Source organism: Saccharothrix ecbatanensis (assembly GCF_014205015.1).
GTDB lineage: Bacteria > Actinomycetota > Actinomycetes > Mycobacteriales > Pseudonocardiaceae > Actinosynnema > Actinosynnema ecbatanense.
In genome coordinates this window covers 4411136-4427655 of the sequence record NZ_JACHMO010000001.1, presented here as the reverse complement: position 1 = coordinate 4427655, position 16520 = coordinate 4411136, and the positions used below count along the sequence as shown (strand labels likewise).

Sequence of the window (16520 nt, the reverse complement as noted above, 5' to 3'; positions counted from 1 at the left end):
CACCCGAGGACAGGGGGCCACCCGAGGACAAGGGCCCACCCGAGGCAGGGGCTCAGCGCAGGGTCGGCACATCGCCGTTCCCGACCCGGACGACCTCGACACCGCGCAACCCGGTCCCCCACGACGCGACCACCTCGGCGAGCGCGGCGGCGGACACGGGACGGCGGCCCAGGCCGATCGCGAACCGCACCGAGTCCGGCCCCCGCTCGACCGGTCGGGGCCAGGCGTGGGCGTCCGGTGTGCCAGCCTCCTCCAACGCCGTGAGCAGCGCACGCATCCGGCCGCGCACCGGACCCACGAGCCGGTGCGGCACGGTGACCAATGCCCAAGCGGCGTGCGTGCGGTGTGCGTCGGGTGGGGTGGACAGGCCGTCGCCGTCGGCCGCCACGATCTCCCACGCCCGGTACAGCTCGGCCGTCAGCAGGTCCCGGAAGCCGGGGCCGACCTGCTCGGTGCAGGAACGCACGGGAGCGGTCGGGGTCATGATCGTCACCGGAGCGCCGGTGCTCGCGGGTGGTGCGACCAGACCGATCGGGTCTCGCCAGTCCCACGCGGCCCACTGGGTGAAGAAACCGGCGAGCAGGTCGGGGCCGTCCCATTCGCGCACGGTCCTCGCCGCGAGCACGGACCAGCCGAGACCCGGAACACCACCGAACGGCGCCGAGTCCAGCCCCCGCGCCCGAGCCCACCCCTTCACCTCACGGGCAAGACGCCGAAACGCGCCGACCCGACCCCCGACCGCCGCCAATACCGCGTCCGCGTCCGTGATCGCGCTCAATGCCACCTCACGGTCCGCAGCACCGCCGGCCACCACTGTGAGGTCCACGTCCAGCCCGTCCACGACCAGCCGGAACCCCGGCGTCCGGGCGCCGATCACCGGCCGAACCACCACCCCCGGCAACGCCGCAGCCACCCGGTCGGCCACGGTCGCCGGATCCGCCACGGCGACCAAGTCCAGATCCGCGTCGGCCAACCCACAGCCCATCCGCCGCGACCCGACCACGTGTACAACGTCCAACGCAGACGTCAACCGACGAACGACCCGTGAGGCCACCGCGTCCAGCGACGGTCCCACCCCACTCGCGGGCTCCTCGAACCACCTCACCTCACCGGTCCCCAACGCGACCGCCGCACGCGGCAGCATCGGGCCGTCACCGCGACGCGACAGCACCACCACCTTGTCCGCCCGACCCGACCACGCGCCGATCAGCTCGGCCTGCGGTGTGAAGTCACCGGTCCGGCACGCGGGGAACCGTCGCCGCACAGCCTCGTGCAACGCCGTAGCCCGCCCAGGCACCTCCGCCACCGCCTCGGACAACAGCGGCACGGCGCGGTCGAAGTCGGATTCCGGGACGAAGCCGAACAGCAAGGTCTCGTGGGGCGGCTCGACCTCCCCTGGCAGCCACACCACCGCTGTCCGGTCGGTCGGCTCCGAGTCCAGCGAGCCGACCGGCACGGAGGTCGCCAACTGCGCCAACACCCCGTAGTGATCGGACACGAACAGGCCGTCGGTGGGCTTCGCGCCCAGAAGATCAGCCCTGACACACCCCATCCGGCCGCGCAGCAACACCCGGTCCAACCGCCCGGCACGACCCGACAGCGACGACACAGCGGCCAGCGGATTGGCCACCGGATCGAACGTCGGCAGCTCGTCGGACCGCGCTTCCAGCCATGCGTCCCGCATCCCGAGCACCTCGGCCGGCCGCCGTCCACCGTCGTTGAAGTCGCCGACCAGCACCACCTCGCCCTCCACACCCGCGAACGCCTCGGCCACCCGCACCAACTGCGCCCGCCGCTTCGACGGACCGTTAGCGGTGTGGTCGCTGGTCAGATGGGTTGCGGCGATCACCGCAAAGCCACTGCCGGTCTCCACGACGACAGCACTGACGGCCTTGTGCGCACCGAGCGTCAACCGAGCAGCCTCGATCACGGGCAGGCGGCTCAGCACGACCACACCCGTGCGGTCGACGTCCGGTCCGAGCGGGTCGACGTCGACCGTGTAGCCCGCACGCACCCACGGCTGGGCAAGGAGCGCGGCAAGCAGATCAGGCTCGACCTCCTGCAACGCGATCACGTCCGCGTCGGCCGCTGCCAGTTCGGCGAACAGCAGCGGACGACGGCGGGCGGTGTCGATGCGGTCGCTGTCGTAGCGGTCCCAAAGCACGTTCCACGTCACTACCCGCACGGTGTCCACGGGCGTTCCCACGGGCTCGGCGGGCACCCACCCGTCGTTCCAAAAGTGCGGCGTGCTCGCGCTGAACACCGGCGAACGCAACCGGCGCGGCGCGCGCACCCGACCAGCGCCCGACGAGCCGACGCGGTCGAGTCCGGTGGCCCGGTCCCAGACCACCTCACCGTCGGCCTCCACGAACAGCACCCGGTGCCACGGCACCTCACCACCCGGCACGAACGACGACAGCGCCACCCGCTTGGGCCGGGCGCCGCGCTGCTGCACGCCGAACACGAACCGGGCCGGGTCGAACCGCGGGTCCCAGCGGATCCGGTGGTAGACCTCTTCGCTGGTGCGCATCACAGTTCCCCTTCGAACGAGGCCGCGCCGACGTACCAGGTGCGATGCGCCTGCCACGGGTACGGCGGGCTGAACCGGCGTGCCTGCGCGTCGAGAACCGCCGCCGGCACCGCGTGCGCCCGCGTCGCGTTGCGCCGGCTCACCTCCCGTTCGTCCACCAGCACCACCGCGTGCGTCACCATCGCGTCATGCCGCCGCGCGACCGCGTGCACCAACGACCTCTGCTGGTCGACCAGCGAGGTGGCGTCCCACACCACGGTCCGGTGGACGCGCAACGCCGCGTCGAGCCGGTCGAGCCCGTCGCGCAGCACCCGGCCGTTCGCCCGCTGGTCGGCCCGATCACCCGCGTCGGCACGCAGGTCGTCCAGCGACACCCGCACGTCCACGTCGGGCAGCCCGGCGGCGAACGTCGTCTTCCCGCTCCCCGAAAGCCCCACCATCTGCACCAACGCCGGGAAGCCCGACCTCCACCGCCAGGTCGCGGCCTCCGCCTCCGCCACGTCCAACACCCGCCCCGCCCGGATGCTCGCGTCCCGTGCCTCGGCCCAGCACCGATCACCGATCGGACCGTCCCCCAACCGCTCCCGCAACCCCGTCCGCAGCCGCTCCCACGACCCGACGTCCTCGGCGTGCAGCGCGGACCAGGCCACCTGATCACGTGCGGCCCGGGTGTCGGAGACGGCGGCCGACACGGCGTGCAGCACGTCCAAGTCGACCGCCGTCGACATGCGCAGCAACCCCGCCCTGCGCGCCTCGTCGGGGAACGGCTCGTGCAGCAGGCGGTGTAGGCCCACGAGATCGCCCACCCGCCGTGCCACCCCGACCCCGACGGACCCAGCCAGGGACGTCATCACCCGCCCGCGCCGGACCCGGTGCAACCCCGCTGCCAGCACGCCGGCAAGCCGCGCGTCCCCCGTTCCCACGGAGCACGAGGCCGCCGGCTCCACGTCACCCTCGACACCGACTACCGAGAACAGCGCGGCGGCGTCGAAGGACGCACCGGATCGGACGTCCCACAGCACGGACGCCGGCCCCAGCCCGTTCTCCACCACCGGAGCCGTCATCCAGTGCGTGTCGGTCCGCACGTGCCGCGCACGCACCCACTTCGCCACCCGCTGCCCGAACTCCGCCCGCGTGAACCCGTCGACGGCCCGCACGACGAAACCCTCCTGCCGCGCCGTGTCGACCCGCAGCTTCCGGATGGCCCGCTCGTCGAACACCCCGCGCCACAGCACCGGGGGAGCGGGCACGCCGACGTCCCGCAGGAAGCGCACCGTGCGGTCCCAGTCGAGGCAGCGGTCGCCGTCCCAGACGGAGAACCCGTAGAACCAGCTCTCCAGCTCCGAATAGTCGATCGAGTGACGGGCGTAGACGTTCTCACCGCAGATCCGCCACCCGTGCGGCAACCGTGACCCGATCCGCCCCTGGAGCCCCTTCACCCACGACCGGGACGGGTGGTGCGCCGAATCGAGCGACCGCGCGTGCATCCCGTCCGCGTACAGGGTGGTGTTCTCCCCGTCGAGCTTCTCGGTGACCACCACTTCACGGCCGCGCAGCAGCCCCAGGTCGGCGATCCGCACGTCGTCCGTCGACACCCCCGGCGACCACGGGAGGTGCGGTGTGCGCGGGTACGACGTGCGCATGGCCCCTCCCGCCCTTCGAGTCGGGAGAACCATAGAGATCAGGACCACGGATGGCCGACCGGTTTTCGACCCGGCACCCCGCCACCGGGAGAATGGATACGATCACGGGTCGACGACGGTAGGACAGAAAGGACGAACGTGGAAACGCTCGAGTTCCAGTCGGAGGCGCGTCAGCTGCTCCGACTGATGATCCACTCGGTCTACTCGAACAAGGACACGTTCCTGCGTGAACTGGTGTCGAACGCCTCGGACGCGTTGGACAAGCTGCGGCTGGAGACGTTCCGCGACAAGGACCTGGTCGCGGACACCTCGGACCTCCACGTCGGCATCGAGGTCGACCGGGAGGCGCGCACGCTCACCATCCGGGACAACGGCATCGGCATGACCCGCGAGGACGTGGTGGGGCTGATCGGCACGATCGCCAAGTCGGGCACGGCCGAGTTCCTGGACAAGCTGCGGGAGACGCAGGACGCCGCCGCCTCGCAGGACCTGATCGGGCAGTTCGGCATCGGCTTCTACTCGTCGTTCATGGTCGCCGACAAGGTCACCCTCGTGACGAAGCACCCGCGTTCGGCGGAGGGCGTCCGGTGGGAGTCCAGCGGTGAGGGCACCTACACGATCGAGGACGTCCCCGACGTGCCGCAGGGCACCGCGGTGACCCTGCACCTCAAGCCCGTGGACACCGAGGACCACCTCCCCGACTACACGTCGGCCGCGAAGATCAAGGAGGTCGTCAAGCGGTACGCGGACTTCATCACGTGGCCGATCCGGATGGCGGCCGAGGACGGCGCCGAGCCCGACACGATCAACTCGCGCAAGGCCCTGTGGGCCCGTCCGGCCGCCGACGTCACGGAGGACGAGTACGCCGAGTTCTACCGGCACGTCAGCCACGACTGGAACAAGCCGCTGGAAACCATCCGGATGCACGGCGAGGGCGTGTTCGAGTACCAGGCGCTGCTGTTCATCCCGTCCCAGGCGCCGCTCGACCTGTTCATGCGCGAGCGCAAGCGCGGCGTGCAGCTCTACGTCAAGCGGGTCTTCATCATGGAGAACTGCGAAGAGCTGATGCCGGAGTACCTCCGGTTCGTCAAGGGCGTCGTGGACGCGCACGACCTGTCGCTGAACGTGTCGCGGGAGATCCTCCAGCACGACCGGCAGATCCAGAGCGTGCGGCGGCGGCTGGTGAAGAAGGTGCTGTCGACCGTCAAGTCCCTGATGGCGGGCAAGCCCGAGTCGTACGAGACGTTCTGGCGCGAGTTCGGCGCGGCGGTCAAGGAAGGCCTGCTCAGCGACACGGAGAACCAGGAGACCATCCTCGACATCGCGTCGTTCGCCTCGACCCACGACGCCGAGCGGCCGACCACGCTGGCGCAGTACGTCGAGCGGATGAAGGACGACCAGCAGCACATCTACTACATGACGGGTGACTCGCGGGCGACCGTGGAGAACTCGCCGCACCTGGAAGCGCTGCGCGCCAAGGGTCTGGAGGTGCTGATCCTCACCGACCCGATCGACGAGATGTGGGTCGACGCGGTGCCCGGGCACAAGGGCAGGACGTTCCAGTCGATCGCCAAGGGGCAGGTCGACCTGGAGACGGAGGAGGAGAAGGCGCAGGCGGAGGAGCGGCAGAAGGACTTCGCCGACTTCCTGACGTGGATGACGAGCACGCTGACCGACCAGGTCAAGGAGGTGCGGCTGTCCTCACGCCTCACCACCTCGCCCGCCTGCGTCGTCGGCGACGCCCATGACCTGACCCCGACCCTGGAGAAGATGTACCGGGCGATGGGCCAGGAGTTGCCGCCGGTGAAGCGGATCCTGGAGCTCAACCCCGGTCACGCCCTGGTCACCGGGCTGCACAAGGCGTTCACCGAGAACGACGACCACAGCCGGTTGGCCGAATCCGCCGAACTGCTGCACGGGATGGCGCTGCTCGCCGAGGGCGGCGACCTCCCCGACCCGTCCCGCTTCGTCCGGCTCATGACCGACCACCTGGAACGCGCCCTCTGACCCCGCCGCCGCTTTCGGTGAAGCTCCAGGGCTTCACCGAAAGCGGCTCCACACGACGGTTCGTTTCGCGCGCCTGGCCCTGGTTCGTGCCGCGCCTGGCCAGTAGCCTGTTCGGTGCGCCGCCGCGTCCACACCCACGAGGGGGATTGCCTTGGCGCGTCTACGTTTACTCACGCGTGCCCGTTTACTGGCGCATGTCACCGCGGCGGTCGTGATGGTGGCCGGTCTGCTGACCGCCGCGTTCGCCGGCTCGGCCAGCGCGTGCAGCTGCTACCCGGGCTCCGGCCAGGGGGAGGCCGCGGCCTACATGCGGGCCGACCACGTGTTCGTCGGTGTTGTCCTGAGCGAGACGCTGGAGGTCGACAACCGGTACCGCTACCGGGTGGCCTCCGGCGTGGAGTACAAGGGCGATGTGCCGCGCAAGGTCGACATCCTCACGCCGAGCAGCGGCGCGGCGTGCGGCATCAGGCTCACCGTCGGCACCGAGTACCTGATCTTCGCCCACGGTGACTCCGGCGACCGCGCGGTCGAGTCGTACTACTGCTCCGGGACCCGCCTCGCGTCGTCGGGCCCGCCGATCACCGACCCGGCGCAGACGACCACGACGACACCGACCACGCCCTGCGCGACCGCGACACCGTGATCCAGGCCGGCGGGTGCCGCCACGCCCGCTGTCACGCCCGCTGTCACGCCTTGTCGCGGGTTCCGCGGACCAAGGTGCAGGAGGAGCGAGGGGCGCTGGATGTTTACGCAAACATGGCGGCGCTATAGTGGCAGTGCGGTGCCGTGGCGTCAAGGCTCGGCGCGGAAGGGAGCAGTCGAGCGTGAGCCTGACCAGGTCGGCGGCCGAAGGGCCGATGGATCCACCCGGACGACCCGCTCGCCGGGTGTCGATGGCGGACGTCGCCCGCCGTGCCGGTGTGTCGGCGCAGACGGTCTCCCGCGTGTCGAACGGCCACCCGAGCGTCGTCGGGTCGACCCGTGAACAGGTCCTGACCGCGATGCGGGAGCTGGGCTACCGCCCCAACAGCGCGGCCCGCGCGTTGAAGTACGGCCAGTTCCGCACGATCGGCGTCATCCTGTTCACGCTGTCGTCCGTCGGCAACAGCCGCACCCTCGAAGCGATCGTCGACCAGGCCGCCGAAGAGGGCTACGCGATCACGCTGATCCCGGTTGCCGTGCCCACGAGGGACGGCGTGCTCGGCGCGTTCACCCGACTTGGCGAACTCGCCGTCGACGCGGTCATCGTGATCATGGAGATCCACCTGCTCGACGCCGCCACGGTCAGCCTCCCGGCCGGCGTGCCGGTCGTCGTCGTGGACTCCGACGCGGACGACCGCTACACCGTCGTGGACACCGACCAGATCGACGGCGCCCGCCAGGCCGTCCGCCACCTGCTCGACCTGGGCCACCGCACGGTCTGGCACGTGGCCGGGCCGGAGGAGTCGTTCGCGGCCGAGCGGCGTGCGACGGCGTGGCGGACGGAACTCGAGAAGGCCCGCCGACCCGTCCCGCCGCTGTCGCGTGGCGACTGGTCCGCCGAGTCCGGGTACCGCGCCGGGCTGGTGCTGGCCGAGGAGCCCGACTGCACGGCCGTGTTCGCGGCCAACGACCAGATGGCGTTGGGGCTGCTGCGCGCGTTCCACGAGAAGGGCAAGGTCGTGCCGCGGGACATCAGCGTCGTCGGCTTCGACGACATCCCCGACTCCGGCTCCTTCGTCCCGCCGCTCACCACCGTGCACCAGGACTTCACCGAAGTCGGCCGCCGCTGCGTGGAACGCGTCGTGCGCCAGGTCCGCAGCGAACCGGTCGAACCCGGCACCACGCTCGTCCCCACCCGCCTCGTCCTGCGCGACAGCACCGCCGAGCCGTCCGCCTGATCCGGAGGCGCTCGTCCGGGCGTTCGTCAGTCCAATCGCACGGCCAGTTGCGAGATCAGGCCGTCCACACGCATGTCCGGCGTGCCGCGGCTGTATGGGTCCGCCCGCTCAACGGGCAGAAAGTTGCGAACATTCTTTCGAAGTATTTCGGTCTTCGATGCGAGTAACTGCCGACCTCGTGCTGCCGCTGGGGGGATCGGTTCAGATACCTGCGACATGGCGTTTCATGTGGGTTTTTCCACGTCCATGACTAGGTAGCGGCGGTCGGTGTAGGCCTTGTGTGGCGCTTGTTCGCTGTGCCGACAGTGGCGACTTGGGCTGCGGCGGTCCGCAAAGTGCTGCTGTTTCGGTGCTTGCCAGACCGATCTGTTTCGGCTGATAATGCTAAAAGTTTCAGGCGGTCCTGCCGGGCCTGCCTGACCGACGATGTTGGCGGGGAGGGATCCCGTGGCACCGGGCCCTCCCGTCGTCAATGTGCGGATCCGCGCCACACCGCCCCGGTGGCCCGGGTCGCCAACCACCCAACCCACCTGCCGCCAGACCGCAGGTGCTTCCAGAAGGTGCGAAACATGAAGCTGACATCGAGGTCAGTGTCACGGGCAGCGCTCGTGTCGACGTTGGTCACCGCCACCGCGGGCGCCGCGGTGCTCTTGGCGTCGACCGCGAGCGCCGGGACCACTCTCGGGGCCTCGGCGGCCGAGAGCGGTCGTTACTTCGGCACGGCGGTCGCGGCCAACAAGTTGGGCGACTCGACGTATGTGGGGATCTTGAACCGTGAGTTCAAGATGGTCACGGCCGAGAACGAGATGAAGATGGACGCGACGGAGCCGTCGCAGGGTCAGTTCTCGTACGCCAACGCGGATCGGATCGTGAACCACGCGCGGGCGCAGGGGATGCAGGTGCGTGGGCATGCGTTGGCGTGGCATTCGCAGCAGCCGGGCTGGATGCAGAACATGTCCGGGACGGCGTTGCGCAACGCGATGTTGAACCATGTGACGCAGGTGGCGACGTACTACCGGGGCAAGATCCATTCGTGGGACGTGGTGAACGAGGCGTTCCAGGACGGTTCGTCGGGTGCGCGTCGTGACTCGAACCTCCAGCGCACGGGCAACGACTGGATCGAGGCGGCGTTCCGGGCGGCGCGGGCGGCGGATCCGGGTGCGAAGCTCTGCTACAACGACTACAACACCGACGACTGGACGCACGCGAAGACCCAGGCGGTGTACCGGTTGGTGCAGGACTTCAAGCAGCGGGGTGTGCCGATCGACTGCGTCGGGTTGCAGTCGCACTTCAACAGCCAGAGCCCGGTGCCGGGCAACTACCAGACCACGTTGCAGAACTTCGCCAACCTGGGCGTGGACGTGCAGATCACCGAGCTCGACATCGAGGGCTCGGGCACCGCGCAGGCGCAGAACTACGAGCGGGTCGTGAAGGCCTGCCTCGCCGTCGCCCGCTGTGCCGGCATCACCGTGTGGGGCATCCGCGACACCGACTCGTGGCGCGCTTCGGGCACCCCGCTGCTGTTCGACGGCTCCGGCAACAAGAAGCCCGCCTACACCTCCACCCTCAACGCCCTCAACAGCGGCGGCACGTCGACGACGTCCACCTCGACCACGACCTCGTCGTCCACCTCCACGACGACCACGACGACCACCACCACGACCTCGAACCCCAACCCGGGTGGCTGCACCGCTTCGGTGTCGCTGAACTCCTGGAACGGTGGTTTCGTCGCCACGGTGAAGGTCACCGCCGGATCGTCGGCGCTCAACGGCTGGACGGTCAGCATGACCCTGCCGTCCGGCGCCACGGTGACGAACGGGTGGAGCGCCGACCGCAGCGGTAACACCGGCACGATCCAGTTCAAGAACGTGAGCTACAACGGCAACGTGCCGGCCGGCATGTCGACCGAGTTCGGTTTCCAGGGCACGGGTTCCGGCGCGGGTATGTCGCCGACCTGTTCCGCCAGCTGATCGAACGCCTGGCGCGGGGGCACTTCCAGTCCCCGCGCCAGGCACTCCCGGCACCGGGGCTGCCTCCCCGGTGCCGGTCACGCGGCGTGATCGCCGCCGGAATTCCCCCGGCCGGACCCTGCGAACGGGCGTTAGCCGGGGTTCAGTCCATGGACGTGGCTCGTGATCCGTCCGGGGCCTTGTCGCGCAGGTGTGACCGTTCGGCACGGGATGTCACGCCGGGTCACAGCGGGCCGACACCCTGTACTTGAACACGTTTCCCGGTGTACCGTCCCGCCAGGTCTGGGAGCGCTCCCAGACGTTTGTCCAGATGAGGAGGGGCTCAGTGAAGCGCTCCACCGCCGCTATTGCGGCTTGCGCGGTGGTCCTGGGTAGTGCGGCGACAGTCCTGCCGCACGCCATGGCCGCCGCCACGGGTTGTCGGGTCGACTACGCCGTCGCCAGTCAGTGGTCGGGCGGGTTCCAGGCCTCCGTGAAGGTCACGAACCTCGGTGACACGGTCAGCGGTTGGACGCTCGGCGTGGCTTTCACCGCCGGGCAGCGGGTCACCCAGGGCTGGAACGCCACTTGGACCCAGTCCGGCGCCACGGCCACCGCCACCAACGTCGACTGGAACCGGACGCTCGGCACCGGCGCCTCGACGGACCTCGGCTTCGTCGGCTCGTGGTCCGGCAGCAACCCGGCGCCCACGTCGTTCACGCTGAACGGCGTCGCCTGCACCGGTTCGATCTCGACCACGTCGACGACGTCCACCACGACGACGTCCACGACGACGACCACCACGAACCCGCCGGTCGGTCGCACCCCGGTCGCGATCAACGGTCAGCTCCGCGTCTGCGGAGTCAACCTGTGCAACCAGTACAACCGGCCGATCCAGCTGCGCGGCATGAGCACCCACGGCATCCAGTGGTTCGCCAAGTGCCACAACAACGCGTCGCTTGACGCGCTGGCCACGGACTGGAACGCCGACCTGTTCCGGATCGCGATGTACGTGCAGGAACAGGGTTACGAGACCAACCCGAGCGGGTTCACCAACCAGGTGAACAGCCTGGTCGACATGGCCGAGGCCCGCGGCATGTACGCGGTCATCGACTTCCACACCCTCACGCCCGGCGACCCCAACTACAACCTGGAGCGCGCCAAGACCTTCTTCCGCTCGGTCGCCACGCGCAACTCGGCGAAGAACAACGTGATCTACGAGATCGCGAACGAGCCCAACGGCGTGAGCTGGGCGTCGATCAAGAGCTACGCCGAGCAGGTCATCCCGGTGATCCGTGCGGCCGACCCCGACGCGGTCATCCTCGTCGGCACCCGCGCCTGGTCCTCGCTGGGCGTGTCGGAGGGCTCGAACGAGACCGAGGTCATCAACAACCCGGTCAACGCGCAGAACATCATGTACACGTTCCACTTCTACGCCGCCTCGCACAAGGACAACTACCGGGCGACGGTCAGCCGTGCCGCGGCCCGCCTGCCGTTGTTCGTCAGCGAGTTCGGCACGGTCCTCGCCACCGGCGGCGGCACGTACGACCGTGCGAGCAGCGCGGCGTGGCTGGACCTGCTCGACCAGCTGAAGATCAGCTACGCGAACTGGACGTACTCGGACGCCAACGAGAGCAGCGCGGCGTTCCGGCCGGGCACCTGCAACGGCAGCACCTTCACCGGCAGCGGCGTGCTCACCGAGTCCGGCGCGTTCATCAAGAGCCGGATCAACACCCCGGACAACTTCCCGACCAGCTGATCGCGCTGATCTGATCGAACCGCACTGACGCTCCACAATGGACCGGGGCCCCGTTGACACGGCGGGGCCCCGGCTCTTTTGCCACGTTCCGTGATCACCCGGCCGGTTGGCCCGATAGGTTCCCGTTCATGGATAACGTGGTGGCACGTCGTCAGCTCGGCTGGGTCTGGGGCGTGACCGCGTTAGCCGTGGTGGCCCTGTTCAACATCGGCGTCCGCGGCTCTGACCTGACGGCGGCGTACCGGGCCCCGATCACCTTGGAGAAGTACAGCGTCCCGCAGTTGGGGCTCCCCCTGGTCGCGACGATCATCGGCCTCTGGATCGTCCAGCGGTGGTCGTGGCACTGGCCTTGGCTCTTGGTCGCGGGCGCGTTGTGCAAAGTGCCCGAGGTGGTCAGGTCCGACAGCTACTTCCTGACCGGCCGGCCGGGTGTGCATTTCGTGGTCTCGGCGGCGGGTGCGGCCGGGACCGCGTTGATCGTCCTCGGTGTGCTGTGCGCCGCCTCCGCGTTGGCCTCTGCCGGTTCTGAGGGGCACGGCGCCGCTCTGTCGGGTATGGCGGTCGGGACCATGCTGTTCGGCACGGTGCTGCTTGGACTGCACTGGCTCGACCGGCCCGAGCGCTCCGCCCTGATGGACTACAGCTTCGCCGCGCTCGGCCTGCTCGGCGGTGTCCTGGCTGTGTATGCCGTGCGCACCGGCCGGATAGCCCGGCCCGAGCACCCTTTGCTCACCGTGCGCACCGCGATCGTCGGCACGGCGGCGGCATTGCTCCCAGCGGTGCTGAACGTGACCGGTTTCCTGCTGTACGGCGAGCTGCCCGTGGTGGGCGTGCCGAGCAGCGGTGCGGGGGTGCTGACCCTGCTCTGCGCCTGTGGACTGGCGGTCTTGCTCGGCGCGGGCATGCTGCTGCGCGCGGCGACTGTAGGCCTTGTCCTGTACGCCGTCACCACGCCGCTGATCTTGGGCCTCTACTTCACCGCCGGCCAGATGACGACGGTGTGGCCGTGGGCGTTCGCGGGGTTGGTCGTCGGCGTGGCAGCGGGCCGCAGCCGGCACCGAGCCGTCCTGGCCGTGCTGGCCTGCGCCGGGCTCACCTTCGTGATGGCGACGATGGGCAAGGTGACCGGGACGTACATGGAGATGGTGACCAACGAGCCGTTGATCATGTCCGCCGAACCCTTGATCGCACTGGTCGTCGCCGCCGCGACCGCCACCGCCACGGCTGTGGCCCCATTCGCCTCACACCGCCGTGCGCTGCCTGTCGTGCTGGGGCCGCTGCTGATCGGTTTCGCGTTCTCGATCCGCGGACTGATGCAGGTGTTCATCCTCAACGATTCGACCACCACCGCCCTGCCGGAGGCGGCGCAGACCCGGACGTGGGCGGTTCTGCTCGGCGTCGCCACCGTCATGCTGGTGGTGATCGCCGTGCTCGACGCGCGCCGCCCCTTGGTTCCACGATCGGGTGACACCGCCGGTGAAGAGCCCGGAATTGTCGGTGCTGGTCATTAGCTTTCGGGTCGGGGATCCAGACCGATCAGGGGGAGTGGGACGTGGCCACCGAGTTCATCACCAAGAACGGCCGTGTCATACCGCTGAACAACGGGAAGAAGGGCGGGGGTGGCGCGGCGGTCGCGGCGGTGGTCGTCGTGTTGGGCCTGACCGGTTCGGCGGGCGTGGGCGGCGGGCTGTTCGGGTCGAGCACGGGTGGTTCGGCCGGCTCGTCGAGTGTGTCCGCGCGCAAGGTCGAGGGGCAGAAGGCGGCGAAGCGGGGCGATCGTGACGGCGCTTGGCAGCGGATGGGGATGCGTCGGCTCAACGAGAAGCTGGAGCGGCAGTTGGAGTGCCTGTCGGTGTCGCACGGCGAGGTCAGGAAGTTCTTCACGCACACGCCGTGCACCTCGCTGGAGCGGATGGTGATCGCGGTCGGGGACGACGTCGGCAACAGCGCCGTGGTGTCGTTGGCCTGGGTCGGATTTCGGAACACGCGAGACTTGCGCGAGTTCAAGCGGATCGAGGACGAGCACGGGACCGGCGACATCCACCCGCTCGGCGCGCCATTGCTCGGCTTGGCCGACATCAGGTTCACCGGCTTGAACTACGGCGCCGAGACCACCGGCAAGTCCATCGCGATCGCGGAAGCGGAAACGGCGACCGGCCACTTCGACGCCGCGACGCTCGACGCGTTGGCCGAAGTCGCCGCCTACTTACCCCGCCCCTGACTGCCGAGCCCCGAGCCAGTCGAGACGCGCCAGTCGAGACTCGAAACTTCCGCGAAACTGCTGGCACCCGGCCGAACCACCACCTGATAGTTGGCCGCGCCCTGATGGGGCGTGTTGTCCGACGAAAGGGGTTTCACGATGAAGTGGAGAGCCGTGGTCCTGACGACCGGCTTGGTGCTCGGGCTGGCTGCCGCGCCGGCGCAGGCCGGTCAGCCGGACGAGGGTGAGGCCGTGATTGTCGACTCGACCCGCCACGGTGGGCGCACGCTCGCGCTGACCTTCGATGACGGCCCCAACCCCGTCGACACGCCGCGTCTGCTGGATGTGCTGCGCAAGCACCACGTCAAGGCCGTGTTCTGCCTCTGGGGCGACTTCGTGGACGAGCACCCGAAGCTGGTCCGCGCGATCGTCGCCGGCGGTCACAAGCTGTGCAACCACACCATGCACCACGACAACATGGGCACGTGGACGCCGGAGCAGATCAAGGCCGACTTGGAGGAGACGAACGCCGCGATCCACCGCGCCGTGCCCGGCGTGCCGATCAAGTACTTCCGCGCCCCGTACGGCAGTTGGGGTCAGACGCCCCAGGTGGCCGCCGAACTCGGCATGACGTCGATCGGCTGGCGCCTGGTCATCTCCGACTGGGAGCCGCCGGGCACCGACGAGCTCGTCCGCCGGGTGATGGAGGGCGTCACGGAAGGCGCCGTGGTGCTGATGCACGACGGTCCCAACGACCGCGGTCAGACGGTGGACGCGGTCGACCAGGTCATCCCGAGGCTGCGTGCCGACGGCTGGCGCTTCGACCTGCCCGCCCGCCGCTGATCCAGCGGAGCCGAGAGCCCTTGTCCCCTTGTCGCCGGCCGCGGCGTCCCACACGACGCCGCGCCCGGCGGGTCGGCGTGGCCGCGTTGCAGGGGCTGCTGCACGCGCCTTGACGCTACTGTTTGACGTATGTACGTGAAGTTGTGCGGGCTGCGCACCGAGGCCGACGTGGCTGCCGCTGTGGACGCGGGAGCCGACGCGGTCGGGTTCGTCCTCAGCGCGAGCGTTCGGCAGGTCGACGTCGACATCGCGCGGCGGCTGGTGCGTGAAGTGCCGCCGGGTGTGCTGTCCATCGGCGTGTTCAGCGGGGTCGCGGCGGCGGACGTGCGGCGGCTCGCGGAGGCGTCGGGGATCGGGGCCGTCCAGTTGCACGGCGACTACCCGCGGTCCGCGTTCGAGGAGGTGGCGGCGGTGGGCGTGCCGCTGGTCCGGGCGGTCGCGCTCAAGGCGGACACCGATGTGCGGGTCGGGGCGTACGGCGAGCAGATGTTGCTGCTCGACTCGCCCGTGGCGGGCTCCGGGCACCGGTGGGACCTGGCCGCGCTGGACGGCGCCCGACCCGAGGGGAACTGGCTGCTCGCGGGCGGGCTCGGGGTGGACGACGTCGCCGAGGCGGTCGCCCAAGCGCGCCCGTGGGGTGTCGACGTGTCGAGCGGTATCGAGGTGAGTCGGGGCGTGAAGGACCACGGGCTGATGCGCGAGTTCGTCGCCGCGGCGCGGTCGGTCACATGAACCTCTCCGACGCGCTCGCCCGGCGGCCGGTCGTGCTGGACGGCGGCCTGTCGACCGCGCTGGAGCTGGCGGGCCACGACCTGTCCGACACGCTCTGGTCGGCCCGACTGCTGCTGACCGACCAGGACGCGATCCGGTCCGCCCACCTGGCGTACTACCGGGCCGGGGCCGAGGTCGTGATCACGTCCAGCTACCAGGCCACGTTCCCGGGCTTCGCGGATCGTGGGCTGACCCACGCGGAGACGGCCGTCCTGTTGCGCGACAGCGTGACCGTCGCCCGACAGGCGGCGTCCGAAGTGGACGGACGGCGGTGGGTGGCGGCGTCGGTCGGCCCGTACGGGGCGATGCTCGCGGACGGCTCGGAGTACCGGGGCCGGTACGGGCTGACCCGGCAGGCGCTGGAGTCGTTCCACCGTCCCCGGATCGAGGTGCTGGCGGAGGCGGGCCCCGACGTGCTGGCGGTGGAGACGATCCCGGACGTCGAGGAAGCGGAGGCGGTGCTCGGGGTGGTGGCCGGGTCCGGCGTGCCGGTCTGGCTGTCGTACAGCGCGCGTGGCACGCGGACGTGTGCCGGTCAGCCGTTGCGCGAAGCGTTCGAGGCCGTGCGGGGCGTGGACGAGGTGGTGGCGGTCGGGGTGAACTGCTGTGACCCGGCTGATGTGGACGAGGCGGTGGCGATCGCCCGGGAGGTCACCGGCAAGCCGGTCGTGGTGTACCCGAACAGCGGTGAACGCTGGGACGCCGTGACCAGGAGTTGGACGGGCACCCCGGCGTTCGACCCGGTGCGGGTGGCGGGCTGGGTCGAGGGCGGCGCGCGGCTGGTCGGCGGCTGCTGCCAGGTCGGGCCGGAGCTGATCAGGGGACTGGCCGTCGCCTTGGCGCGGTGACCCGGGTAACGGAGAGATCATGAACGACGGCGACGTCTACGCGCTCGACCCTGGCGCGCGTGCGCAGTTGTCGACTGTCCTCTCGGCCGA

At 69.9% G+C, this 16520-nt stretch carries 12 protein-coding genes; 10 read left to right on the top strand and 2 right to left on the bottom strand.

Going from position 1 to position 16520, the window contains the following annotated elements; all coding sequences use genetic code 11:
- Positions 1-52: 52 nt before the first annotated feature.
- On the bottom strand, positions 53-2530 hold the full coding sequence (locus F4560_RS18130) for an RNA repair domain-containing protein (RefSeq protein WP_184921517.1): 2478 nt from the start codon (positions 2528-2530) through the stop codon (positions 53-55).
- A complete protein-coding gene (locus tag F4560_RS45655) occupies positions 2530-4173 on the bottom strand; it encodes an RNA ligase family protein (RefSeq protein ID WP_184921515.1) in 1644 nt (547 codons plus the stop codon). The genes F4560_RS18130 and F4560_RS45655 overlap by 1 nt, the downstream gene beginning before the upstream one ends.
- Before the next feature lie 138 nt (positions 4174-4311).
- On the opposite strand from F4560_RS45655, the gene htpG reads away from it, so the two are divergent.
- From htpG to mmuM, 10 genes are all read left to right on the top strand, one after another.
- Positions 4312-6180 (top strand): molecular chaperone HtpG, encoded by a 1869-nt coding sequence (gene htpG / locus F4560_RS18120; protein WP_184921513.1) that lies wholly within the window; start codon positions 4312-4314, stop codon positions 6178-6180.
- Positions 6181-6394: 214 nt separating this feature from the next.
- Positions 6395-6823, top strand: a complete 429-nt coding sequence (locus F4560_RS18115; protein ID WP_184929228.1) for a hypothetical protein — start codon at positions 6395-6397, stop codon at positions 6821-6823.
- 181 nt (positions 6824-7004) lie between these two features.
- Positions 7005-8060, top strand: a complete 1056-nt coding sequence (locus F4560_RS18110; RefSeq protein WP_312869352.1) for a LacI family DNA-binding transcriptional regulator — start codon at positions 7005-7007, stop codon at positions 8058-8060.
- A 569-nt stretch (positions 8061-8629) separates the two neighbouring features.
- The gene (locus tag F4560_RS18105; protein ID WP_184921511.1) at positions 8630-10030 is read left to right on the top strand and encodes an endo-1,4-beta-xylanase; all 1401 of its coding nucleotides are present in this window, start codon (positions 8630-8632) and stop codon (positions 10028-10030) included.
- Between the two features lie 325 nt (positions 10031-10355).
- Positions 10356-11768, top strand: coding sequence for a cellulase family glycosylhydrolase (locus F4560_RS18100; protein ID WP_312869351.1), 1413 nt, complete (start codon positions 10356-10358; stop codon positions 11766-11768).
- 128 nt (positions 11769-11896) lie between these two features.
- Positions 11897-13279, top strand: a complete 1383-nt coding sequence (locus tag F4560_RS18095; RefSeq protein ID WP_184921508.1) for a hypothetical protein — start codon at positions 11897-11899, stop codon at positions 13277-13279.
- Between the two features lie 41 nt (positions 13280-13320).
- Positions 13321-13989 (top strand): hypothetical protein, encoded by a 669-nt coding sequence (locus F4560_RS18090; protein ID WP_184921507.1) that lies wholly within the window; start codon positions 13321-13323, stop codon positions 13987-13989.
- Positions 13990-14127: 138 nt separating this feature from the next.
- Positions 14128-14811, top strand: a complete 684-nt coding sequence (locus tag F4560_RS18085; protein ID WP_184921506.1) for a polysaccharide deacetylase family protein — start codon at positions 14128-14130, stop codon at positions 14809-14811.
- Between the two features lie 129 nt (positions 14812-14940).
- Positions 14941-15543, top strand: a complete 603-nt coding sequence (locus F4560_RS18080; RefSeq protein WP_184921505.1) for a phosphoribosylanthranilate isomerase — start codon at positions 14941-14943, stop codon at positions 15541-15543.
- Complete coding sequence (mmuM, locus tag F4560_RS18075) at positions 15540-16430, top strand: homocysteine S-methyltransferase (RefSeq protein ID WP_184921504.1); 891 nt, start codon at positions 15540-15542, stop codon at positions 16428-16430. The genes F4560_RS18080 and mmuM overlap by 4 nt, the downstream gene beginning before the upstream one ends.
- Positions 16431-16520: the final 90 nt, after the last annotated feature.